Annotated in this window: 21 protein-coding genes; 7 read left to right on the top strand and 14 right to left on the bottom strand. The window is 61.6% G+C overall.

The features are described from left to right. Positions 1-275: 275 nt before the first annotated feature. From mifR to AAEZ05_RS12870, 3 genes are all read right to left on the bottom strand, one after another. A complete protein-coding gene (gene mifR / locus AAEZ05_RS12880) occupies positions 276-1601 on the bottom strand; it encodes a two-component system response regulator MifR (RefSeq protein ID WP_350647668.1) in 1326 nt (441 codons plus the stop codon). Further along, positions 1586-3361 (bottom strand): sensor histidine kinase, encoded by a 1776-nt coding sequence (locus AAEZ05_RS12875; protein ID WP_350647666.1) that lies wholly within the window; start codon positions 3359-3361, stop codon positions 1586-1588. The genes mifR and AAEZ05_RS12875 overlap by 16 nt, the downstream gene beginning before the upstream one ends. A gap of 106 nt (positions 3362-3467) precedes the next feature. Continuing rightward, positions 3468-4991 (bottom strand): fumarate hydratase, encoded by a 1524-nt coding sequence (locus tag AAEZ05_RS12870; RefSeq protein ID WP_045058265.1) that lies wholly within the window; start codon positions 4989-4991, stop codon positions 3468-3470. Positions 4992-5344: 353 nt separating this feature from the next. On the opposite strand from AAEZ05_RS12870, the gene AAEZ05_RS12865 reads away from it, so the two are divergent. Together AAEZ05_RS12865 and AAEZ05_RS12860 are read left to right on the top strand one after the other, a co-directional pair. Then, the gene (locus AAEZ05_RS12865; protein WP_045058263.1) at positions 5345-6451 is read left to right on the top strand and encodes a GGDEF domain-containing protein; all 1107 of its coding nucleotides are present in this window, start codon (positions 5345-5347) and stop codon (positions 6449-6451) included. After that, a complete protein-coding gene (locus tag AAEZ05_RS12860) occupies positions 6444-7379 on the top strand; it encodes an iron-sulfur-binding ferredoxin reductase (RefSeq protein WP_350647664.1) in 936 nt (311 codons plus the stop codon). The genes AAEZ05_RS12865 and AAEZ05_RS12860 overlap by 8 nt, the downstream gene beginning before the upstream one ends. A gap of 89 nt (positions 7380-7468) precedes the next feature. Here AAEZ05_RS12860 and pyk read toward each other — a convergent pair whose 3' ends face one another. Then, positions 7469-8920 (bottom strand): pyruvate kinase, encoded by a 1452-nt coding sequence (gene pyk / locus AAEZ05_RS12855; RefSeq protein WP_045058261.1) that lies wholly within the window; start codon positions 8918-8920, stop codon positions 7469-7471. Positions 8921-9077: 157 nt separating this feature from the next. Between pyk and AAEZ05_RS12850 the strand changes: the two genes are divergently transcribed. After that, positions 9078-9458, top strand: a complete 381-nt coding sequence (locus AAEZ05_RS12850) for a tetratricopeptide repeat protein (RefSeq protein WP_045058260.1) — start codon at positions 9078-9080, stop codon at positions 9456-9458. 237 nt (positions 9459-9695) lie between these two features. Continuing rightward, a complete protein-coding gene (locus AAEZ05_RS12845; RefSeq protein WP_045058259.1) occupies positions 9696-10055 on the top strand; it encodes a PilZ domain-containing protein in 360 nt (119 codons plus the stop codon). 15 nt (positions 10056-10070) lie between these two features. Here the strand turns inward: AAEZ05_RS12845 and AAEZ05_RS12840 are convergent, their stop codons facing one another. Genes AAEZ05_RS12840 through AAEZ05_RS12815 form a run of 6 tightly spaced genes read right to left on the bottom strand, consistent with a single transcriptional unit; the run spans position 10071 to position 16787 of the window. Further along, positions 10071-11402, bottom strand: coding sequence for a DUF58 domain-containing protein (locus tag AAEZ05_RS12840; protein ID WP_350647662.1), 1332 nt, complete (start codon positions 11400-11402; stop codon positions 10071-10073). Beyond that, the gene (locus AAEZ05_RS12835; protein ID WP_122840238.1) at positions 11399-12400 is read right to left on the bottom strand and encodes an AAA family ATPase; all 1002 of its coding nucleotides are present in this window, start codon (positions 12398-12400) and stop codon (positions 11399-11401) included. The genes AAEZ05_RS12840 and AAEZ05_RS12835 overlap by 4 nt, the downstream gene beginning before the upstream one ends. Further along, complete coding sequence (locus AAEZ05_RS12830; protein ID WP_350647660.1) at positions 12400-13563, bottom strand: DUF4350 domain-containing protein; 1164 nt, start codon at positions 13561-13563, stop codon at positions 12400-12402. Before AAEZ05_RS12830 ends, AAEZ05_RS12835 begins: the two co-directional genes overlap by 1 nt. After that, the gene (locus AAEZ05_RS12825) at positions 13560-15101 is read right to left on the bottom strand and encodes a DUF4129 domain-containing protein (protein WP_350647658.1); all 1542 of its coding nucleotides are present in this window, start codon (positions 15099-15101) and stop codon (positions 13560-13562) included. The genes AAEZ05_RS12830 and AAEZ05_RS12825 overlap by 4 nt, the downstream gene beginning before the upstream one ends. Further along, positions 15088-16065: a stage II sporulation protein M gene (locus AAEZ05_RS12820; RefSeq protein ID WP_350647656.1), complete on the bottom strand. Its 978-nt coding sequence runs from the start codon at positions 16063-16065 to the stop codon at positions 15088-15090. Before AAEZ05_RS12820 ends, AAEZ05_RS12825 begins: the two co-directional genes overlap by 14 nt. Next, the gene (locus AAEZ05_RS12815) at positions 16062-16787 is read right to left on the bottom strand and encodes an RDD family protein (protein ID WP_045058254.1); all 726 of its coding nucleotides are present in this window, start codon (positions 16785-16787) and stop codon (positions 16062-16064) included. The genes AAEZ05_RS12820 and AAEZ05_RS12815 overlap by 4 nt, the downstream gene beginning before the upstream one ends. Positions 16788-16968: 181 nt before the next feature. Here AAEZ05_RS12815 and sbcB point away from each other — a divergent pair, with 181 nt between their 5' ends. After that, entirely contained in the window at positions 16969-18399 is a 1431-nt protein-coding gene (gene sbcB, locus AAEZ05_RS12810) for an exodeoxyribonuclease I (RefSeq protein WP_350647654.1), read from the top strand. Between the two features lie 99 nt (positions 18400-18498). Here the strand turns inward: sbcB and mvaT are convergent, their stop codons facing one another. Then, the gene (gene mvaT, locus AAEZ05_RS12805; RefSeq protein WP_007933316.1) at positions 18499-18876 is read right to left on the bottom strand and encodes a histone-like nucleoid-structuring protein MvaT; all 378 of its coding nucleotides are present in this window, start codon (positions 18874-18876) and stop codon (positions 18499-18501) included. A 336-nt stretch (positions 18877-19212) separates the two neighbouring features. On the opposite strand from mvaT, the gene purU reads away from it, so the two are divergent. Next, on the top strand, positions 19213-20061 hold the full coding sequence (gene purU / locus AAEZ05_RS12800) for a formyltetrahydrofolate deformylase (protein ID WP_045058252.1): 849 nt from the start codon (positions 19213-19215) through the stop codon (positions 20059-20061). 86 nt (positions 20062-20147) lie between these two features. Then, positions 20148-20354, top strand: a complete 207-nt coding sequence (locus AAEZ05_RS12795; protein ID WP_045058251.1) for a hypothetical protein — start codon at positions 20148-20150, stop codon at positions 20352-20354. Here the strand turns inward: AAEZ05_RS12795 and gpgF are convergent. From gpgF to gpgS, 3 genes are read right to left on the bottom strand one after another with little or no spacing between them, the layout of a single operon-like run. After that, on the bottom strand, positions 20341-21336 hold the full coding sequence (gpgF, locus tag AAEZ05_RS12790) for a glucosaminyl phosphatidylglycerol flippase (RefSeq protein WP_350647652.1): 996 nt from the start codon (positions 21334-21336) through the stop codon (positions 20341-20343). The two genes, AAEZ05_RS12795 and gpgF, sit on opposite strands and share 14 nt — an antisense overlap. Beyond that, entirely contained in the window at positions 21333-22109 is a 777-nt protein-coding gene (gpgD, locus tag AAEZ05_RS12785; protein ID WP_350647650.1) for an N-acetylglucosaminyl phosphatidylglycerol deacetylase, read from the bottom strand. Before gpgD ends, gpgF begins: the two co-directional genes overlap by 4 nt. After that, on the bottom strand, positions 22102-23223 hold the full coding sequence (gene gpgS / locus AAEZ05_RS12780) for an N-acetylglucosaminyl phosphatidylglycerol synthase (RefSeq protein ID WP_350647648.1): 1122 nt from the start codon (positions 23221-23223) through the stop codon (positions 22102-22104). The genes gpgD and gpgS overlap by 8 nt, the downstream gene beginning before the upstream one ends. Positions 23224-23367 lie beyond the last annotated feature (144 nt).

Below are 23367 nucleotides of genomic sequence, written 5' to 3'. Positions count from 1 at the left end.
GCATTGAAACGCAGCCTGCGGGGGCTATAGCAGGAGCTGTGCCAACGGGGGGAGGCCCGGTTTAGAGGGGTTTGGACGGGTGCGTAAGCGGATTTCCGCTTATTGGAGAATGGGGGTGAGCGGAAAATCGCTTATCAGCTTGTAGATGTATATTGGCAGCAATGGCCTCTTCGCGGGCAAGCCCGCTCCCACAGGGATCAAGGTGGACCACAGATATGTGCTCGGCCACAAAACCTGTGGGAGCGGGCTTGCCCGCGAAGAGGCCGATCCAGGCGCTACAAAAACATCTCGCGAGTCAGCCCATGGCGCTGCATCTTTTCATTGAAGGTGCGGCGCGGCAGTTGCAACTCTTCGAGCACCGCTTTCACATCGCCTTTATGCCGGGTCAAGGCCGCCCGCAGGCAGTGTTCTTCGAAAGCCTCCTGACGAGCCGCCAGTGACTGCCCCGGTTCGCTGCCCACCGGTGCCGGCTCATCGAGCCCCAGCACCTGGCGCTCGGCCACGTTGGCCAATTCACGGACGTTGCCGGGCCAGTCATGGCTGAGCAAGTGGCTCAATTGCGCGCCGGTCAGTGGTGGAAATGTGCGGCCCAGGCGATCGGCGGCGCTCTGGGCGAAGGTTTCGAACAGCAGCGGGATGTCCTCGCGCCGGTCTCGCAGCGGCGGCAGGCGCAGTTCGGCGACGTTCAGGCGATAGGCCAGGTCTTCACGGAAGCGTCCGGCCCGGGCTTCGTCCAGCAGGTCGGGCTTGGTCGCGGCGATGATTCGCAGGTCCACGCGAATGCTCTGGTTCGACCCCAGGCGCTCGAGTTTCTGTTCCTGCAGCACTCGTAGCAATTTCACTTGCTGGGCCAGTGGCATACTTTCGATTTCATCGAGAAACAGCGTGCCGCCGTCGGCATATTCGAGCTTGCCGATGCGCTTGCCCTGGGCGCCGGTGAATGCGCCACTCTCGTGGCCGAACAGTTCGGCCTCGAACAGTTGCTCGGGGATCGCTGCGCAATTGAGCGCCACAAAGGGCTTGGCGGCCCGTGTCCCGAAGTCGTGCAGGCAGCGAGCAACCAGCTCCTTGCCACTGCCGGTTTCACCGCGGATCAACACATTGACCGGCAATGCCGCCAGTTCCAGCACTTGCCGGCGTAACGTCTGCAGTCCTCGGGATACCCCCAGCAGTGTGGCATCGAGCTTGGCGCGGTTGTCGGCCTGTTCATGCAGGGCGCGGTTTTCCAGCACCAGCCGGCGTTTGTCGAGCGCGCGTCGCAGGCTGCCGAGTAACGTCTCGGGGCTGAAGGGTTTTTCGAGGAAGTCGTAGGCGCCGTCGCGCATCGCGTCCACGGCCATCGGCACATCGCCGTGGCCGGTCAGCAGGATCAACGGCAAGTCGGCATCGCGCCGCTGGACCTCGGCCAACAGCTCCAGGCCTGTCATACCGGGCATGCGCACGTCGCTGAGGATCACCCCAGGAAAGTGCCGGGGCAACTGCGCCAGGCACTCTTCGGCGCGACTGAACAACTGCACTTCGAAGCCTGACAGGCTCAACCATTGTTCGACGGCGCTACGAATGCTGCTTTCGTCGTCGACGACGATTACTGAGTTGAGCATGGGCCCTGGGCATCCTGGTCGATCGGCAGGGTGAGGGTGAAAGCGGCGCCGTTACCCTGGTTGGCCGCGCTCAGGCGGCCGCCGGATTCGTGAGCGATGGCAAAGGATACGGCCAGCCCGATGCCCAGGCCATCGCCCACGGGTTTGGTGGTGAAAAACGGATCGAAGACTTTTACCAGGTGTTCCTCGGCAATGCCGCCACCATTATCGGACACGGTCAGGCGCCACAGCTTTTCATCTTCTTCCAACCGGATTTCCAGGCGCTTGCAGGGCTTGTCGTGCATCGCGTCGAGGGCGTTACGTAATAGATTGATCAGCACCTGCTCCAGGCGAATCGAATCACCACGCACCCAGGCCGGGCGCGTCAGGTGCAGCACCGTGCTGACCTGTTCCTCGCGCAGGCGGGTTTCGAGCAGTTGCAGCGCCTGGTCCACCACAGTCGCCAGGTCCAGGCGTTCGCGCAGGCCGCTGGGGCTCTTGCGGGCAAACGTCTTGAGGTGGCCGGTCAGGGCAGCCATGCGCGTCAGCATGTCGTCCACCGGCTTGAGTGCCTTGTAGGCGTCATCTACCCGGCCGTGGTCGAGCAACAGGCGCAGGGTGGCCAGTTGCATGCGCTGGGCGGTCAGCGGCTGGTTGATTTCATGGGCCAGGGCGGCGGACATCTGGCCCAGGGCGGCGAGCTTGGCCGACTGCACCAGGCCATCCTGAGCGGTGCGCAGGTCGCGGGTGCGTTCTTCGACCAGGCGCTCGAGCTCTTCGCGACTGCGCTGGCGGATCTTGGCCAGACGCCAACGCTGATTGAGAAATAGCAGCAGGAAAACCAGCGCCAGCCACGACCCGGCTGCAGCCAGTGCGGCAGTGCGGCTGTCTTCAAAGGGCACCTGCGGGCGACGCAGCAGATGCAGGGTCCAGTCTTCGGCGGCCAGGGGCAGGGATTCCCACAGGTAGTCAACTTTGCCATCCGGGCCATCGACCCGCGCCAGGTGACTGTTGTCGTCGAAACTCTCCAGGGGCTGATAGTCCAGCTGTTTCAGGGGCTGCTTGTCGTACTGGCGGGTGGCCTTGAGTTCGGCGTGATCGCTGTCATTCAGTGGTTTGAGCAAGCGATAACGCCAGCCTGGCTGATTGGCGATGAAGATCACGCCGCGGGCATCGCTGACCAGCAAAGTATCGCTGCCTTGGCGCCATTCACGCTCCAGCTCGGGAAACTCGAGCTTGACCACCATGGCACCGAGGAAACGCCCATCGTCGGCAGTCACCGCACTGGACAGGAAATAACCGGGAATCCCGCTGGTCACCCCCACTGCATAGAAGCGTCCGGACCCCAGGATGCGGGTCTGGCTGAAGTAGGGGCGAAAGCCGTAGTTGTGGCCGACGTAACTGCTGGGCAGGCGCCAGTTGCTCGCGGCCACGGCGAGGCCGGTTTCATCGAGCAGTTCCAGGGTCGAAGACTCGGCGGCGCCGTTGATCTTTTCCAGCTTGCGGTTGAGCAGGTCCTGCTGTTGGGCCGTCAATGGTCCATCGAGTGCCGAACGCAGCTCAGGGTCCAGGGCCAGCACAGCGGGCAGGGCGCGGTAGCGTTCGATCAAGGTGTGCAGCGAGGTCGCGTACAAACCCAGCTGCTGGTTGGCCCGGGCAGCGTCCTCCACCAATGCCTGGCGCTCGGCATGGCGCATGGCCAGGGTGGCGGCGATGACGGCGCCGGCAACGATAACGAGGGAGTAGAGCGTCAGGCGCAAGGGGCGAGAGGACTCGAACATGCTGGGCGTTACACAACGGGACGGTGGGCGCGCACCATAGCATGAGCCATAAAAAAGGCGACAGGAGCATGACCCCTGTCGCCTTTGCCAGACGTGTCTGAAAGGCTTACTGCACTTCTACCGCCAGGCTTTCACTGATCTTTTTCTGCCAGATGGCAGGACCGGTGATGTGTACCGATTCACCCTTGCTATCCACTGCAACGGTTACCGGCATGTCTTTAACGTCGAACTCGTAGATCGCTTCCATGCCCAATTCGGCGAAAGCCACCACGCGGGACTTCTTGATGGCTTGCGCCACCAGGTAAGCCGCGCCGCCCACTGCCATCAGGTAAACGGCTTTGTGGTCCTTGATCGCTTCGATGGCGGTCGGGCCGCGCTCTGATTTGCCGATCATGCCCAGCAGGCCGGTTTGCTCGAGGATCTGGCGGGTGAACTTGTCCATCCGCGTTGCAGTGGTCGGGCCGGCAGGGCCAACGACTTCTTCGCGCACCGGATCAACCGGGCCGACGTAATAGATGAAGCGACCCTTGAGGTCCACCGGCAGGGTTTCGCCCTTGTTCAGCATCTCGACCATGCGCTTGTGCGCAGCGTCGCGGCCGGTGAGCATCTTGCCGTTGAGCAGGACCGTTTCGCCCGGCTTCCAGCTCTGCACTTCTTCCGGAGTCAGGGTGTCGAGGTTGACGCGACGAGCCGACGGGCCGGCTTCCCAGACGATTTCCGGGTAGGCGTCCAGCGGTGGCGCTTCCAGCGAGGCCGGGCCGGAACCGTCGAGCACGAAGTGCGCGTGACGAGTCGCGGCGCAGTTCGGGATCATGCACACCGGCAACGAAGCGGCGTGGGTCGGGTAGTCCATGATCTTCACGTCAAGCACGGTGGTCAGGCCGCCGAGGCCCTGGGCTCCGATGCCCAGCTGGTTGACCTTCTCGAACAGCTCCAGGCGCATCTCTTCGATACGGTTGGACGGGCCGCGCTTCTTCAGCTCGTGGATGTCGATGGATTCCATCAACACTTCCTTGGCCATCACCGCAGCTTTCTCGGCGGTGCCGCCAATGCCGATGCCGAGCATGCCCGGTGGGCACCAGCCGGCACCCATGGTTGGCACGGTTTTCAAGACCCAGTCGACGATCGAGTCGGACGGGTTGAGCATGGCCATCTTCGACTTGTTCTCGGAGCCGCCGCCCTTGGCCGCCACGTCCACTTCAACGGTGTTACCCGGAACGATGGAGTAGTGGATAACTGCCGGGGTGTTGTCTTTGGTGTTCTTGCGAGCGCCTGCCGGGTCGGCGAGGATCGAAGCGCGCAGGACGTTTTCCGGCAGGTTGTAGGCGCGACGTACGCCCTCGTTGATCATGTCGTCCAGGCCCATCGTGGCGCCATCCCAACGTACGTCCATGCCCACGCGGACGAACACGGTGACGATGCCGGTATCCTGGCAGATCGGGCGGTGGCCGGTGGCGCACATGCGCGAGTTGATCAGGATCTGTGCCATCGAATCACGGGCCGCTGGCGATTCTTCGCGCAGGTAGGCTTCGTGCATCGCCTGGATGAAATCCACGGGGTGGTAATAGGAAATGAACTGCAGGGCGTCGGCAACGCTCTGAATCAGGTCGTCTTGCTTGATCACGGTCATGAGTCGCGCTCCTCTTAAAGACGGGAACATTCAATAAGGTGCTTGCAGCTTGGGTGAATCGGTCGGTTGCAAGCACCTTTCAAGGCACGCCGGGGCTGCTGGCGCGACGCTAAAAAGGCGCGGCAGTATACCGCGCCTCGGTTTGGTAAACACCCGCCAGAGGTCATTCGTTGGTCGCATAGGATGCAGGCGTCATCGAAGGCAGGATTGACCAGCAAGTCGAGTCATGGTTTTGACGCCATTTTTTCGATCTTAGAATTGATTGGTCATTTATCAGGCTCGCCACTAAAGTGGCATCCGGACTGTAGAGTAGGACACTCAAACAGCGTTTTTTTCGCACGGTGAGTCAACGATTGACCCATAACGCCATCCAACGACTTTTACTCAAACGCTTCGCCCTCGCCGCCGGTACCTATGCCCTGGCCTTGCTACTACTGTGGCTGGCTTTTTTTACCGGTCATTACGATGCGCCCCTTGCCAGTGTGGTGATTGGCAGTGTGCTGGTGGTCATCACTCAGGTGGCACTGTTCGGGTACTTCTATAGTGGCCGCAACCTGCGCCTTGCCGACCCCAGCCTGACCGAAGCACAAGTGCTGCTGGGCCTGGCCTGGCAAACCTGGCTGATTGCCCACCTGGACGATGCCCGGGGCACGTTCCTGGTCTTTTATGTGTTGATCCTGCTGTTTGGCCTGTTCCATCTGTCGCGCTACGCGTTCATTCGTTGCGCGCTGTTGGTGTTCTTCAGTTTCAGCGCTATCACCCTGTGGGACGGTTACCATTTTCAGTTGGCTGACCCGGCTCTGGCCATCCTGCAGGTTTGCCTGCTGTTTATCGTGCTGGTCTGGCTGGTGTTTTACGCCCGTTATGTCCAGGCCTCGCGACAACGCATGCGCCAGCGCCGTTTTGCCTTGCAGGCGCACCAGGACACCCTGCGCGGAATGATGCGCCAGCTTGAAGACCTGGTGGCCACCGATGAACTGACCGGCCTGTTCAACCGTCGGCACTTCCTGCGCCTGGCGACCCGCGAGTTGAACGCGATGGATGCTGATGTCGTGCACGGCCTGGCACTGATCGACCTGGATCACTTCAAACGAATCAATGATGTCCACGGCCATGCTGCCGGCGATCAGGTGCTGCAGGCGTTTGCGGCGGTCGCCAGCGCCTGTCTGCGCGAAGGTGACGTGCTCGCCCGCTATGGCGGCGAAGAGTTCGTGGTGCTGCTGCCCGACTGCAATGCCGAGCGTCTGACTTCATGTTGCGAACGTTTGCGCATCGCCTTTACCGACGTCGAGCTGATCGGCATCAGCGTTACCCACCTCAGCCTGTCGGCCGGGATGACATTACTGGAGTTGGGTGACGATCTTGACGATGCCTTGCACCGCGCCGACCAGGCGCTTTATCGCGCCAAACGCGACGGGCGCAATCGCTGCGCGGCGGCATGGGAGAACGCCGATGCCTGAGTTGCGCGTGGGCGAGCGGCGGTGGTCGGTCGCGCCGGGCAGCAACCTGCTCGACGCGTTGAACAGCAATGGCGAGGCCGTGCCATATAGCTGCCGCGCCGGCAGCTGTCACGCGTGCCTGGTGCAGTGCCTGCAAGGGCAGCCCAGCGACACCCGGCCCGACGCCCTCAGTCCCGAGCAACGCCAGCAGGGCTGGCGGCTGGCCTGTCAGTGCCAGGTGGTGGAGGATTTGCAGGTGCATACCTTCGATCCACAGCACGATGGTCGCCCCGCCGAGGTGAGTGCGATCGATTGGCTCAGCGCCCATGTGTTGCGCCTGCGCCTGGTGCCGCAACGCCCTCTGCGTTACAGCGCCGGGCAGCATCTGGTGCTGTGGGCGGGACAAGTCGCACGACCCTACTCGCTTGCCAGCCTGCCTCAGGAAGATCGATTCCTGGAGTTTCACATCGATTGCCGGCAACCGGGCGCGTTCAGCGATGCCGCCCGGCTGTTGCAGATCGGCGATTCGATCCGTCTTGGCGAGTTGCGCGGCGGGGCCCTGCACTACGATGCGGACTGGCACGAGCGCCCGCTATGGCTGTTGGCGGCGGGCACTGGGCTGGGGCCGTTGTTCGGCATCCTGCGCGAGGCATTGCTGCAGGATCACCAAGGGTCCATCCGCGTGATTCACCTGGCCCACGACCCCAGCGAGCACTACCTGGCCAAGCCGCTACAGGCCATGGCCGCCACCCGCGCGAACCTCAGCATCGAGCTGTGGACCCCGGCGGATCTGCCCACGACACTGGCACAACTGCGCCTGGTTTCCCGGCAGACCCAGGCCTTGCTATGCGGCGGCCCCGACAGCGTTGATGCCTTTGCCCGGCGCCTGTACCTGGCGGGACTGCCGCGCAATCAACTATTGGCCGACGCCTTTCTGCCTCGCGGTTGAGTGCTGCTGCCTGGCGGTGGCCCATCAGATACCCCAAAAAAAGGCCCCCCAGCGCGAACTGGGGGGCCTCCTTTTTACTGGCTGAAGTCTCAGACCATCGGGTCGCCAACGTGCAGGATCTTCATGCCGTTAGTGCCGCCAATCGTGTGGTAGCTATCGCCTTTGGTCAGAATCACCCAGTCGCCTTTCTCCACGACACCGCGCTTGAGCAACTCGTCGATTGCAGCCTGGCTGACTTGCTCAGGCGGCAATGATGCCGGGTCGAACGGTACGGTGTAGACGCCACGGAACATGGCGGCGCGGGCCTGGGTTTCACGGTGCGGTGAGAACGCGTAGATCGGTACCGAGGAGCGGATGCGCGACATGATCAGCGGCGTGTAGCCACTTTCGGTCAGGGCGATGATCGCCTTCACACCCGGGAAGTGGTTGGCGGTGTACATGGCTGCCAGCGCGATGCTCTGGTCGCAGCTTTCGAAGACCTTGCCGATGCGGTGGCTGGAGGTCTTGCTGGTCGGGTGCTTTTCAGCGCCGATGCAGATGCGCGCCATGGCCTGTACGGCTTCCAGCGGGTAGAGACCGGCAGCACTTTCGGCAGACAGCATCACGGCGTCGGTGTAGTCGAGCACGGCGTTGGCCACGTCGGACACTTCGGCACGGGTTGGCATCGGGTTCTGGATCATCGACTCCATCATCTGGGTCGCCACGATCACGGCCTTGTTGTGGCGGCGAGCGTGCAGGATGATTTTCTTCTGGATACCCACCAGCTCGGCGTCGCCGATTTCCACTCCGAGGTCACCACGGGCAACCATCACCGCGTCGGAAGCCTTGATCAGGCCGTCGAGGGTTTCATCGTTGGCCACGGCTTCGGCGCGTTCGATCTTCGCCACCAGCCAGGCGGTACCGCCAGCTTCGTCGCGCAGTTGGCGCGCGTATTCCATGTCTGCGGCGTCACGCGGGAAGGACACAGCGAGGTAATCAACCTCCATTTCAGCAGCCAGCTTGATGTCGGCTTTGTCTTTCTCGGTCAGGGCCGGTGCAGTCAGGCCGCCACCGCGACGGTTGATACCTTTGTGGTCCGACAGCGGACCGCCAATGATCACGGTGCAGTTCAGTTCGGTGGCGGTCGCGGTGTCGACGCGCATCACCACGCGACCGTCGTCGAGCAACAGTTCGTCGCCCACGCCGCAGTCCTTGACCAGGTCCGGATAGTCGATGCCGACGATCTGCTGGTTGCCTTCGGTCAATGGATGGCTGGTGGAGAAGGTGAATTGATCACCGATCTTCAGCTCGATCTTCTTGTTGGCGAATTTGGCGATACGAATTTTCGGGCCTTGCAGGTCACCCAGCAGGGCGACGAAGCGGCCGTGCTTGGCAGCGAGGTCCCGCACCAGCTTCGCGCGAGCCTTGTGCTCGTCGGGGGTGCCGTGGGAAAAGTTCAGGCGGGCGACGTCCAGGCCAGCCAGAATCAGCTGTTCTAGAACTTCCGGCGAGTTACTGGCCGGGCCAAGGGTAGCGACGATTTTGGTACGACGGACGGACATGCAAAGACTCCTGAGTTCAAGCGCTGAGTGAGGCTACTATGCTCTTGGGTTGTAGTCATTGTTCCCGTGCACTACTTATTCGTTTGTCTGTTGAAACGAACATTGCTGAAGATTTTCGCCGACGGGTCGATACAGAGTTCAAGACAGGAGAACCCTCATGCGATTCGTGCTCATAGCCGCCCTGGCCCTCAGTATCACGGGCTGCACCCGTTGGTCGATGAACCATCATTTAAATAACGCCTACAGTGCCTATGACCGCGGCAATTGCGAGCAAGTGACGCTCGAACTGTCGAAAGTCGAACGCGCCAGCCGCGCGCGGCCTTATGTATGGCCGGAAGTGTCGATGTTGCGCGGATTGTGCCTGGAACGGCAGAAACTGTTTGTCGATGCCGCGCAAACCTATCAATTCATCCTCGCATCGTACCCGCAAAGCGAATACGCGTTCCGCGCCCGTGCCCGCCTGGAGACCCTGCAGTCACTGGGCCATTACCCGCTGCGCAGCACCAACACCGGCGCCGTGCGGGCGACGCGTTTGTGATTACAGTTGTCATCCTAAGCCTGGCTCACCGCGTGGGGTGAGCTATAGTCCAAGGGCTCGGGTCTGGGGCCCTGTCTCCAGGTCGGCGCCACACCTGTGATCGGTCCAAGTAAGCGGCAGCGGTGCCACGGACTGTTGCACCAGGATCGGGGAGAGCGTACCCATTGCCCACGCAGGCGGGTCCGTTCCGAAGCATTAGTGCGGCCCTGCTTAAGGGCCTGGCATAGCGAATTCAGCATGTTCACCGACCGCCGGATCGAACGGCATCAGCTGCCGTATTTTCTGAGAGTGTTTAACAGCGTGACAGACAAACCCATCGGATTTCTGGGTAACGTGTCCGAGGACGGGCTGATGTTGATCAGCCAGTTGCCGATGATGGTCGGCGCCGATTTTGATTTGCGCCTCAAAATCCCGGCCACTGATGGCAGCCAGCAGATCATCGATGTGCGGGGATGTTGTCTTTGGTGCCACGAAGACGCGACGCCGCATCATTACGATGCCGGTTTCAGCCTGCAGCGAACGCCTGCGGAATATGGCTATCTGGTCAGCGCACTGAGGCAGTACTTCAGTTTCCAGCCGTTACCGGCCTCGGCCTGACAGCAAGCGCAAGCTTCAGGTGCTGCCACTGCGCTTCAGGCTTAAATAGTGCGTCACCAGCGCCGCGCCCAGGTCCCCCGGGCGCACATCCACCACCGGTACGCCATGGGCGCTCAGTCCCTCGTGGAGCTGCGCCCGTGAGTTCATGTAGTCCACCGTGCCGCAGTAGGTGAGTGATTCCTCGAGCGTCTGTACCGGAGTCTGCAGCACGCGGTCGAGCACCTCTTCGCGCAAGCTTGCCAGCAGCACCCTGTGTTGTTTGCCCAAGCGTTGAACGGCGCTGAGCAAGCCTTCATCGTCCTCGTCCCGCAGATTGGTGACCAGCACCACCAGGGCGCGGCGTTTCTGCCGGGCCAGTAGCTGGCTGGCGGCTGCCTGGTAATCCGCAGGGCGCTGGGTGGTGTCCAGGTCATAAACTGCATTGAGCAACACGTTGAGCTGGCCGCTGCCTTTGACCGGCGCCAGATAGTTCGGCTGGTCGCTGGCAAAGGTGCACAGGCCCACGGCGTCGCCCTGGCGCAAGGCGATATAGCTCAACAGCAGGCAGGCGTTGAGGGCGTGATCGAAGTGCGCCAGCTCGCCGTCCTGGCTGCGCATGCGCCGACCGCAGTCGAGCATGAAAATGATCTGCTGGTCGCGTTCGTCCTGGTACTCCCGGGCAATCGGCGTGCGCTGGCGCGCGGTGGCTTTCCAGTCGATCTGGCGTAGGCTGTCACCTTCGCGAAACTCGCGCAGCTGATGAAACTCCAGGCCCAGGCCCCGGCGTTGCCGCTGGCGCACGCCGAGCTGGCTGAGCCAGTTGTCCACTGCCAGTAGCTGGCCGCCGTAGAGGCGGGCGAAGTCGGGATAGACTCGGGTGCTGTCGATCACGGGTAACAGGCGCTTGTGCGTCCACAGGCCCAGTGGACTCGCCAGATTGATTTCGCAGTGTTCGAAACTGAAGTGGCCGCGCTTGAGTGGGCGCAGACGATAACTGAGCTGGCTGCGATGTCCCGGTTGAAGTTCGACCGACAGTGGCAGGTTCTCGACGCTCAGGCCATCGGGAGCGTGGTCATGCAGCTCAAGGGTTTGTGAGTGTGCTGAGTCATGTTCGACCTCCAGTCGCACGTCGCTCCAGCGCCCCAAAGCCAGGCTTGTGGGCATATGCCGGGTGATCCGCGGCGAGGCCTGGCGTTTGACGCGCATGGCGTCGAGTATCGCCAGCATCAGCAGTGCCAGGAGCAACCCCCAACTGATCGACGCCAGACTGGCGGGCAGCGCGACGCCGAGCGCGCGTAACGCTCCGAGCGCGATACCGATGGCCAGCAGCAATGCCAGCCAGATCAGCAGCAGGCGCGAGGGTTTCACAGCCGGGGTGCCGGCACTTGATCGAGCAACTGCCTGAGCACCTGGTCAACGTCCAGGCCTTCGATATCCAGCTCCGGGGCAATGCGCACCCGATGGCGCAGTACCGCCAGGGCGCAGCCTTTGATGTCATCGGGGATCACGAACTCGCCGCCGCGCAACAACGCCCGCGCCCGGGCACAGCGCACCAGCGCGATGGATGCCCGTGGCCCGGCGCCGAGGGTCAGGCCCGGCCAGCTGCGGGTGGTGCGCGCCAGGCGAACGGCATAGTCGAGCACCTGGTCATCCAGTGCCAGGTCGCTGGCAATGCGCTGCAGGGCAAGCACGTCCTTGGCCTGTAAAACCGTGCGCAAAGGCTGCACGTCGAGCATGTCGGCGCGGGTCGAGCGGGTGACCTGGCGCACCATGTCCAGTTCCTGGCTGGCGTCGGGATAATCCATGCGCACCTTGAGCATGAAGCGGTCCAGTTCCGCTTCGGGCAGAGGGTAGGTGCCTTCCTGCTCGATCGGGTTTTGCGTGGCGAGCACCATGAACGGTTGCGCGATGGGCAGGGCGCGGCCTTCGAGGGTGACCTGGCGTTCCTGCATGGCTTCCAGCAGCGCCGCCTGCGTCTTGGCCGGGGCGCGGTTGATTTCATCGGCCAGCAGCAGGTTGGTGAACAGCGGACCCTTGCGCAACTTGAACTGTTCGGTCTGCAGGTCGTAGACCGCGTGCCCGGTGACGTCGCTGGGCATCAGGTCCGGGGTGAACTGGATGCGCGCAAATTCACCGCCGAAGCAACGGGCCAGGGCGCGCACCAGCAGCGTTTTGCCCAGCCCCGGCACCCCTTCGAGCAGGACATGTCCGCCCGCGATCAGGGCGGTCAGCACGTCATCGATCACTGAATCCTGGCCGATCAGTGCCTTCTGCAACTCAGCCCTGACCGCCTGGGCCAGCTGGCTGGCGCGCAGGCGTTGCTGGGCGGCGTGGCTTGGCGTTCCAGGTTCTGGCTGTTCACTCATCATAAGGCGTTCCTCAAGGATTGCAGGTGGGCCACCTGGCGGCTGAAGTCGGCGCTGTTGAGCCGCTGCTTCGGTCGCGGGCTCATGGCCTGGCTGATAGCGCGTGTGGGTTGGCCGGTCAGGCGTGACAGCACCAGCCATTGTTCGGCGACGCCGAGTTGATCAAACCCCTGGTGACGGCGTCGCACGCGCCGCAGGATGTCCTGTCGCAAGGCTTGCAGCAGGCTCTGCTGGCCATTGCGGCGCAGCATGAAAGCAGCGCTTGCGCGCAAGTGTTCCTGCAGTTGGCGGCGCGCTGGTGCAGGGGTTTCCTGCAACGGGCCATGGCGTACGCCCGCGTGCCAGCAGCCCAGGCCGATCAGCGCAATCAACGCCACAAGTGCCTGGGGGAAATAGCGCAGCAGCAGGGTCACCAGGTTGTCGTGATCGGTATTGAACACCAACGTCACCTGCGTATCGGCGGTGAGGTACCAGAGCAGCCAGGCATTGTCGTACCGGTCGATGGCCGGGTTTTTCCACAGGTCGGCGTCGGTAACCACCACGATCGAGCCCAATCCGTGATTGAGTTGCATCATGTGCGTGGCCTTGGCGCTGTTGGCCCAGGCCTGCGCCAGGTTGTGCGGGTCTTCGAGATGAAAGGCGGTGTCGAAACCGGCGTAGGCCGGCCCTGCGTCATCTTCCAGGTAAAGCTTGGTGAGTTTGGGGTAGGGGTCATCACCGGGCGCAGTCGGCGGATCTTTCAGGTCTTTGCTCAGGGATTGATGCAGCTGTACGCGGTCGAGCAGCAGGTCGTTGCTTTGCCCGGTCCTGTCATCCCACAGGGACTCGGCGACGAACACCAGGCGCCCGCCTGCACGGGTCCAGTTCATGATCTGGTCGACCTGCCTGGGCGTCATGTTGTACCGGTCGCCGAACAGCAACAGGCTGTGCTGGCGCGGATCGAGCGAGGGCAGGATGTCGAGGCCATTGGCGTGGCCGACGCTCAGGCCCTGTTTGCGCAGGAAATGTTCGGCTGCCAGATAAGGGTTGGCCAGCGCTTCGGGCGCGGGACCGTGATCGATCTGCTCCTGATAAGGCGTGGCCTTCAGATACAGGTAGATAGCCAGGCACGCCAGCAGCACCGCGATGATCGTGCCGAGCACCAGGCCGTAACCGCGTTTCAACGCGAGGCTCCCGGGCCGAACAAGGCACGCCAGCCGTCACACAACTGCTGTTGTGCCAGTGTGGGAGGCACGCGATGCCCGTAGGCCATGTTCTGCCAGTGGCCGGTAAGGCTTTTACTGAAGGCGGCCAATGCCGGCTGGTTCAATTGTTCGATACGCTGCAGCACCTGGCCTTCGGTGTCGGCCGGTTTCAGCGGCATGTTGAAGTCGTGCAGCAAGTGGCTTAGCAGGGCACGATAGATTAAGCCCAAGGCTTCTCGGGGTTGGGTCTGCCATAGCAGTTCGGCACTGGCGGCAATGTCGGCGGGCAAGGTTTCGCGGCCAAGGTCGAGGCCGAATGCCTGCCGGGGCGGCGCCCGCAGTGTTTTTCGGTCTGTCGGCGGACGACGGCTGACGAAGGCCTGCAGCCAGTCGCGGTAATGCCAGATCAACAAGCCCGCCGCCCCGATCACTGCGCCCCACAGCAACGCTTCGAGCAACGTCGCCACTGCGCCAAAACGCTGGGCGTCGAGCAGCTCGAGCAATGCCTTGAGCCAGCCAGGGGTGGGGTCATCATCAGCGTTCCCAGGGCCCGCTTGCTCTTCGCCGAAGCGATAGCGGGTCACGGTTTCCCTGTTCTTGAACGGCGGGTTATCGACGATTGCCTTGATGCTGTCCCGGGAGGCCTGACTGGTCAGGGGTTGCTCCAGAAGGCGCGGGCTATCAGGGGAAACGGCCGGCTCTGCGGCCCAGGCATCTTGCATCGTGGGCATCAGTAAAAAACTCGCCAGCATTACAACGGCGGCAGTGCTCAGGCGCTGGCGCAGTCGGCGAAACACCAGTTCGAGGTCCCAGGCTTCCAGCAGCGTGCGCCGGTTCAGGTACAGGCTGAAACCGCAGGCTACATAGATCGGTTCCCACACGATCAACACCAGCACGTAAAAGAGATTGCTCATGTGTTCGAGCCACCCCCAGTCCTGCTGACTGGCGGAAATCAAGGCTTGCCAGCCCCAGTCGACTTCAATCTGTTGCGGCAGCAGCAGATAGAACAGCACCATCAGGCCAATCCACAATGCGCTCTCCAGGTGCACGCCGATGATCGTCAGCCAGCGCGCCGCATTGGCGTCGCGCTGCATCAGGACTTGCAGGCGCTGTTCCCTTGCCTGGCCATCGAGGCCTTCGAGTTGCATGACCGGCATCAGGAAACTGCGGCTCAGGCTCAGGCGGCGCCAGGTCAGGCTGGCGATTAACTGAGGCTTTAGCAGCCGCGGCCATTGGCGCAGCGCCTGTTTTAATGTCGGTGTTTCACCGAACAGTGCTGTCGAAAGGATGAACAAGGGCAGGCGTTCGAATGCCGGTTTCAACCACCAGAAGATGAACACGGCCAGGGTGGGTGAATCCCATAGCAGCACACTGAGCAGCGCAAACACCGGCAGGGTCACGATGGCCCAACTGGTCATCAGCAAGCGGCGATGACGCTGGCTCAGCAGCACACCCAGGTCCATGGCTTCCCAGGTTCGGCGGGGGCGAATCACGACCGTTGCATCACTCAGGCGCATGGCACGTCCGTCCGGCAAACAGTAGATACGCGCTGACCAATGACCAGAGCACGGCGCCGACCAGGTACTTGATGGCGGGTGCCGGCCCGGTCATCGATGACCAGTACGCTTCGATAAAGGCGGCAATTACCAGAAACAGCATCACCCCGCAGATCAGCCCCACGCTTGTCCTGGCCGCCGTTCGCAAGGCCTCGGCGCGCCTCAGCCGTCCCGGCGCGATCAACGCCCAGCCCAGTTGCAGGCCCGCAGCACCCGCCAGCACGATGGCTGTGAGTTCAAAGGCGCCGTGCCCGATCACGAACGACCAGAAGGTTTGCCCGAAGCCGATATGGGTCAGGTGGCCGGCCACCGCGCCGATCATCAAGCCGTTGAAGACCAGGAAAAACGCGCTGCCAAGGCCAAACAGCAACCCGCTGGCGAAGGTTTGAAAGGCGATGCCGATGTTGTGCATGATGTAGTAGCCGAACATCACCCAATCCTCGCTGGCGGCCCGTTCCGGCGTGCGCCCCAGCTGACCGGATTCGGGGTTATACATTTCCTGCATTTGCCTGACCTGCTCCGCCGGAATCAGGTTGTAGATCAGCTCCGGAATCCAATACACCAGCAGCGCAAAGCCGATCAGACTGGCGAAGAACAACAGGCCTGCCGCGAGGACGAAGTGCCACTGCTCGCGCACCAGTCGCGGAAAGCCGGCCAGGATAAACGCCAAGGCCTTGGCTCCCAGCTGGCCGCGTTGGCGGTACAGTTGCTGATGACCACGCAGGGCCAGTTGCTGCAATGAGTCAACCAGGAAGCTGCTGTAGCCACGCTCACGGGCCAGCGCCAGTTGATGGCACAGGCGACGGTAGTCCGCAGGGAAACTGCTCGCGCCGGAGGTTTTTTTGCCCCGTTCCAGGCCGTCGAGCGTCAGGGAAAATCGATCCCATTCAACCCTGTGGCGGTTCTCGAACAGACTCTGCTTCATGCCGGCCCCATCAAGCCGCGGGCAATCCCGCCGAGTTCGGCGACGGCCTTCGGTGCGTGGAGTTGCAAGGGTTGGGCGACGATGGCGGCCAGCTCGTCGGCCCGTGCTGCAGAAAGGTCACCCTGGCGTTCGGCAAATCCGAGGATGGCTCGCTGCTCGGCCAGGGTAAGGGTCACCACGGGACGACGGGGTTCGACGTCAGGCAGCGCCGGGCGCTTGAGCGGTTGTTCGCGGTAGATCACCAGCGTGCCGGCGGCGAGGTCGCCCAGGCGTTTGAAGGTAGGGTGTTGCAGGCAACTGATCGCGCCCAGGGCATAGCCGAAGGGCAGCATGTCAACGAACCGCAGCAGGTTGCGCAACAGCGAGGCGGACCAGCCGACCGGGGTGCCATCGTCCTGTACGACGCGCAACCCCATCCACTGCTTGCCCGGCGAACGGCCCTGGTTGAGCACTTCAAACAGCACCATGTACCACCAGCTCACGACGAACAGCAGGATCGAACCCAGGCCAGCGCCGAGCTTACCCAGAAAAGACAGCACGATGAACAGCAAGCCGAGGATCAACCCGCGCAAGGCCAGGTCGATGGAGAAAGCCAGTACACGTACCACCAGCCCGGCCGGACGCAGTGGCAGGTCGATGCCCTCTGGCGTCTCGACCTGATGCCGCGTGTCCAGTGGCGGTGACAGCGTCGCTTTCCTTGGCAGTGCCGGGGTCTCGAGCATGGGCAACCTTGATGTAGCCTGTTCGGGATTCGATCGACTGGATGCTAACAGCCTCCCGGGGGGAAACGACATCACAATGTAATACCCCGTATGCAACTCGCGCTGCCCGAATCACATCAGCACTGGCCGCAGCCTTGCTTGAACGCCTAGACTTTGCCGATCTTCAGTTCAGGAACAGCCCGTGACTTCCATCTTCTGGTACGACTATGAAACCACCGGCATCAATCCGCGCTGCGATCGCCCGCTGCAAGTTGCCGGCATCCGCACCGACTTCGCGCTGAATGAAATTGACGAGCCGGTCAACCTGTACTGCCAGCCCAGCGAGGATATCCTGCCGCATCCTGCCGCCTGTGCGATCACCGGCATCACGCCCGGGTGCCTGGCCGAGCGAGGTCTGAGCGAAGCAGATTTCATGACCCGGGTGCACGCGCAACTCGCCGCACCGGGAACCTGCGGCGCCGGCTACAACACGTTGCGTTTCGACGATGAAATGACCCGTTACAGCCTGTACCGGAATTTCTTCGACCCTTATGCCCGCGAGTGGCAGGGCGGTAACAGCCGCTGGGACCTGATCGACGTGGTGCGCGCCGCCTACGCCCTGCGCCCCGATGGCCTGGCGTGGCCGACGGACGAACAGGGAAGGGTGACACTCAAGCTCGAACGCCTGACGGCAGCCAACGGCATCGACCACGGCAACGCCCACGAAGCGCTGTCGGACGTGCGCGCCACTATCGCCCTGGCGCGGCTGATCCGGCAAAAGCAGCCAAAACTTTACGACTGGCTCTTTCAGTTGCGCGGCAAGCAGAAGGTGCTGGATCAGATCCGTCTGCTGCAACCCATGGTGCACATCTCCGGGCGCTTCTCGGCGGCGCGCAACTATGTCGGGGTGGTCTTGCCCCTGGCGTGGCACCCGAAAAACAAGAACGCCCTGATTGTCTGCGACTTGCACCTCGATCCCCAATGCTTGCTCGATCTGGATGCCGAAGCGCTTCGCGAGCGCCTGTATACCCGCAGCGATGATCTGGCCGAGGGCGAATTGCCGGTGCCGTTGAAGCTTATTCACATCAACAAGTGCCCGGTCGTAGCGCCCTTGTCGGTACTGCGTGAGCAGGATCAGCACCGCCTTGGGCTGGACATGACGCTTTATCAGGCGCGTGCGCTGCGGCTAAGTGACGCACAGCAAGTTTGGAAAGATAAAGTTCAGGCGATCTATGCCCGCGAAGGTTTTCCTTCCAGTGATGACCCGGAACAACAGTTATACGATGGTTTTATCGGCGATCGGGATCGGCGTTTGTGTGAACAAGTCCGGGCGGCAGATCCCGCCCAACTGGCACAACAGAAGTGGCCGTTCGATGATGAGCGCCTGCCTGAATTATTGTTTCGATATCGCGCGCGCAACTTCCCTGACACCCTGAGTTTCGAAGAACAGGAACGCTGGCAGATATTCTGTCGGCAGCGTTTGTCCGCACCTGAGTGGGGCGCGCCCAATACCCTCAACTCTTTTGCAGAGGCCGCAGCTCAACTGATGCTTACTGCCACGCCGGAGCAATGTGCAGTGCTGGATGAGTGGCAAAAATATGTCCAGGTATTACGGGTTCGTTTGAACCTTTGAAAACGAACATGCCCGGTGTTGAATGCCGGGCATAAAAAAACGCCAGCATTTAGCTGGCGTTTTTTTTGGCGCGGATCAGTCTGCGCCACGCTCTGTGGCTTAGCCCAGCAGAGTCGCCCAGCCTTCAACCACGTCACCGCCCCACTTGGCTTTCCACTCTTTCAGAGTCTTGTGGTTGCCACCTTTGGTTTCGATGACTTCACCGTTGTGCGGGTTTTTGTATTGTTTAACTTTGCGAGCACGCTTGGTGCCAGTAGTTTTTACTGCGCCACCGCGTGGAGCCTTGGTTTTGGATTCCGGGTCCAACAGCGCAATGATGTCGCGCAGGGACTTGGAGTACTCGCCCATCAAGGTGCGCAGTTTGCCTTCGAATTCCAGCTCGGTTTGCAGTTTGTCGTCTTGGGACAGATTCTTCAAACGGGCTTGCAGCTCTTTGATAGCTTCTTCGGTGGCGCGATATTCGTTGATCAAGGACATGATGACTACCTTATGATGGACGCTGGATAGCAGGTGACAGTGCGCCAATAATAGTCAGGGTGTTTCATCAAGTAAACATTTAACCGAAGTTTATTTAATTCACTTACGATGAGTAGGCATTAAATTGTGCGGGCAATTAAATACTCTGAACCTGTCTTCGCCCATCTTCACAATTGCCGCTTGAATATCGCCTGTCAGACCACCATCGCGCGCAGCGGAACGGTTGCCGGAGCTGTTTCCCCGGGCCAGGCGCAACACCCGCCATCATCAGTACTGCAGTTTTGCTGCGTAATCGCTAGAATGGCGGCCTTTGCGAAGTTCTGGAGTTTCCCCCCCATGCGCACTTTTCGGCTGGTGATTGCTTGCCCGGACCGCGTCGGTATCGTTGCTAAAGTCAGTAACTTTCTGGCGTCACATAATGGCTGGATCACTGAAGCGAGCCATCACTCGGACAACCTCAGTGGCTGGTTCTTCATGCGTCACGAAATCCGTGCCGACTCGCTGCCTTTTGGTATTGAAGCTTTTCGCGAGGCCTTCGCGCCTATTGCCGAAGAGTTCTCGATGAATTGGCGCATTACCGATACCGCGCAGAAGAAGCGTGTTGTATTGATGGCCAGCCGTGAATCCCACTGCCTGGCTGACCTGCTGCACCGCTGGCACAGCGATGAGCTCGATTGCGAAATCTCCTGCGTGATTTCCAACCACGATGACTTGCGCAGCATGGTTGAATGGCATGGTATTCCTTACTACCACGTTCCGGTGAACCCGCAGGACAAGGAACCGGCATTCAAGGAAGTCTCGCGTCTGGTCAAACAGCACGATGCCGAGGTGGTGGTACTTGCCCGATACATGCAGATCCTGCCGCCGGAGTTGTGCAGCGAGTACGCGCACAAGGTGATCAACATTCACCACAGCTTCCTGCCTTCGTTCGTTGGCGCCAAGCCGTATCACCAGGCTTCGCTGCGTGGCGTGAAGTTGATCGGTGCCACTTGCCACTACGTGACCGAAGAGCTGGACGCCGGTCCGATCATCGAACAGGACGTGGTGCGTGTCAGCCATAGCGACAGCATTGAAGACATGGTGCGATTTGGCCGGGATGTCGAGAAGATGGTGTTGGCCCGTGGCCTGCGTTATCACCTCGAAGATCGGGTGTTGGTCCACGGCAACAAGACTGTGGTGTTCTGATAGCCGCACAACCTTGTTGAATTTCGAAGGGCCTGGGCGTTCAATCGCTGCAGGCCCTTTGTTGTTTTTGCAGTGAGGATTTGTTAATGGCTGATCCAATCGACAAGGCGACTTCCACGCCTCCCGCGACGTTGGGGGAGGGCTGTTTGAGTCGTTACGATCCCGATGACTTGAGTGCCGAGGATGGCACGGAGTTTCCAGGTGCGCGGGAGTTGTGGGAGACGTTGCATCCAGAGGACGAGGATTTGGGCCCCGTGGAAACTTCGGGGCAAACCACCCCTAAGCCTGCTTGAGCCTCATCAATTTCCTCAGCAGCGGTCGCCCCAGCAGCAAAAAGAACACCGGTCCTCCCACCACCAGGTAGAAGTAATAAGTCACGGCCCGCCAGATCAGAATGGCCGCCGCCGCCGTCGACTTGCCCACCATCGGCGCCAGCAACGCGGCCGAGGTCAGTTCTGTCGCTCCGGCGCCGCCGGGCAACAGGCTGAACTGCCCGGCGCTGAGAGACAGCATCTGGATCAGGAACGTCCAGGCCCACTGCAGGTCCGCCCCCAGGCCGTGCACGGCCAGGTACAACACGCTGTAACGCAAACCCCAATGCAGGCAGGTCAGTGCAAATACCTTGATCAGCGTCTGACGGGGAAGTTTCAGGGTGTCGGTGAATGCGGCGAGAAAGTGCAGGAGTTTGCGTGCCCAACGCAGGCGCGTTGAGGCTTTGACATTGAGACGCGCCAGCAGGCGGCCGCTCAGGCGGATCAGCAATCGGTGGTAGCGCGCCACCGCGACGCAACTGACCAGGCCGCCAAACATTGAAATGGCGCTGACCATCAATAGCCATTCCATTCGCTGGCTCAGGTGCTGGAACAGTGCGTAGATCAGGATCCCGCTCAGCGCGCACAGGAAGAACACCAGGTCACTGAGCTGATCCATCGCAAACACCGCGCTGCCCCTGGCCGGGCGAACGCCCTGGCGCGAGAGCAGGGCCATGATCGTCAGAGGTCCGCCGCTGCCTCCAGGCGTGGCGCAATAGGCAAACTCGGCGGCCATCACCACCCCAAGACTTTTCAGTCTGCCGACCTTGTGACACTGATCGCCCAATAACAGTCGCAGGCGCAGGGTGTTCAGGACCCAGCACAACAGAATCATGCCGAACATGATCAGCAGCCAGTGCAGGGGGAAATGCCGCAACCGATACCAGGTTTCATTCCCGCCCAGCAGGGACGGGATCAGCACCGCAACCAGCAGCGCGACGAGAAGAAGAATGACGCGGCTCATGCGCGGCGACCGACAGCAGCGTCTGGCAGTCGCAACCAGTCGGCCTTGGTCAGCGGCATACGCCCCTGATCCAGCAGACGCTTGACGGTTTGCAGCCAGTAATCCCGGGAGAACCGGTGGCGCATGTCCACTGGATGCAGGCCGAGGCGAATCACCGGCGCTTGCTGCCAGCGTTGCTCCCGGCGGTCGCTGAGCCACTTCGACAGGCCGCGACGCCAGGCACTGCGGGCGCTCCACACCAGTCCCGGCGCGTCCACAACGCGGAAGTCCGGCAGGCGGTAGAGGTGCTGTGGATCACTGGTGTAGCTCAGCGGCAACTGGCGCAGGGCTTGCCGTGTTCCGGCACTCATCAACCAGGCCGGCGCGACGAACCCTTCCAGGGGCCAGTCGTAGCGACGGAACATCTCGATGCCAGCCTGCAGGCGGGACAGCGCTTGCTGCTCGGTCAGGTGATAGAACTCACCTTCGTGGGTGTAGATACGGCGCATGAACCAGTCTCGTGGGGTGCTCGGCGGTGAACCTTCGTCGCAATGAAAATAGCCGTGCAGCGCCAGTTCGTCACCCCGGGCCAGACGATGGGACAGCAGTCGGCGAAAGTCCGGGTGCGCTTGCAGGTCATTGTGTTTGTGGAAGTCAGGTACCACCAGCCAGGTCATCGGCACCGCGCCCAGGGCATCGACAGCTTCGACGAAAGGCTGATAGTCGGGCCAGGTCTGCGGTGCGACATCGTGCAGCACCAGCAGCAGGCAGGGGGGATTCGCGGATTCAACCATTGGCGATCAGCGGCCATTGCGTGCCCAGCACAGCATGATAATGCCCCAGCAGGCTGTCGACCACCGTATCCCAGGCGTAATGCTGTTCCACATGACGGCGAGCCTGTTGACCCAGGGCCGTACTGCCCGAACTGAATAGCGCGTGGACGGCGCTGGCCATTGCCGCCGGACTGTTGGGTGCGCAGAGCAGGCCGCACTGGTCGGTGACGATTTCCTGAAAGGCCCCGGCCGCTACCGCGATTACCGGGATACCGCTGGCCATGGCTTCGAGGATCACCAGGCCGAAGGTTTCCTGATCGCCAGCATGCAGCAGTGCATCGGAGCTGGCCATCAGGCGAGCCACGTGCGGCGCCGGGCAGAACTCATCGATCACCGTGACGTTATCCGGCACGAGTGTTGGCATCGATGAACCCACCAGCAGCAGGTGAAAGCGCGGGCCCAGTCGCTTCATGCAATCGAGCAGCACGGGCAGGTTTTTTTCCTTGGAACCGCGACCGGCAAAAATCAGCACGCGGCTGTCTTCGGCAATGCCCAGTTCCGCCCGCAGCCCCGTGTCGCGAGCGCCAGGGTGGAAGGTTTGCAGGTCGACGCCCAAAGGCTGCACATAGACATTTTTTACCCCCAGGCCAATCAGCTTGTCGGCCATGACCTGGCTGGGCGCGAGTACCCGATCGAAGTTGCCATACAGCTTCCTGACATAGGCTTCGACATTGGGTGTTACCCAGTTGCCCATGCGATTGCTGCACAGCAGCGGCAAATCCGAGTGATAAAAGCCAATCACCGGAACATCCAGCTGACGTCGCGCGTCCAGGGCTGCCCAGGCCGTGAGGTAAGGGTCGCCGACTTCAATCAGATCGGGCTGCAGATCCTGCAGGACATTTCGCCAGGGGGCGAGGCGAACGGGAAAACGATAGCCTTTGCCGAAGGGCAGGGCGGGGGCGGGAACAGTGTATACGCCGTCCTGTTCACCCAGGTGGGCGCCGGGAATCAGCAGGCTGTGGCGAATGCCGGGCTTGATGCCCAGGCGTCGGTGTTTGGCATCCAGATACGTGCGCACGCCACCGCTGGCAGGGGCGTAGAACATGGTTATGTCAGCGATATGCACGATGAGCATCCCTCCGGTCCGTTGTTCTCCCTCGGTTGACCTTTTTGAAGGATAGATGTTCGGTTGGGGTTTGCCGGGTGGCTGCGCAGTTGGCGCTGCGTTTGATTTGAGAGCGCGATCGCGAGCAGGCTCACTCCCACAAGTCTGGACGTT

This window comes from Pseudomonas sp. HY13-MNA-CIBAN-0226, assembly GCF_040310305.1.
GTDB classification, from domain to species: domain Bacteria; phylum Pseudomonadota; class Gammaproteobacteria; order Pseudomonadales; family Pseudomonadaceae; genus Aquipseudomonas; species Aquipseudomonas gregormendelii.
The sequence above is the reverse complement of the archived record's forward strand: the minus strand, read 5'-3'. Positions and strand labels throughout refer to the sequence as shown.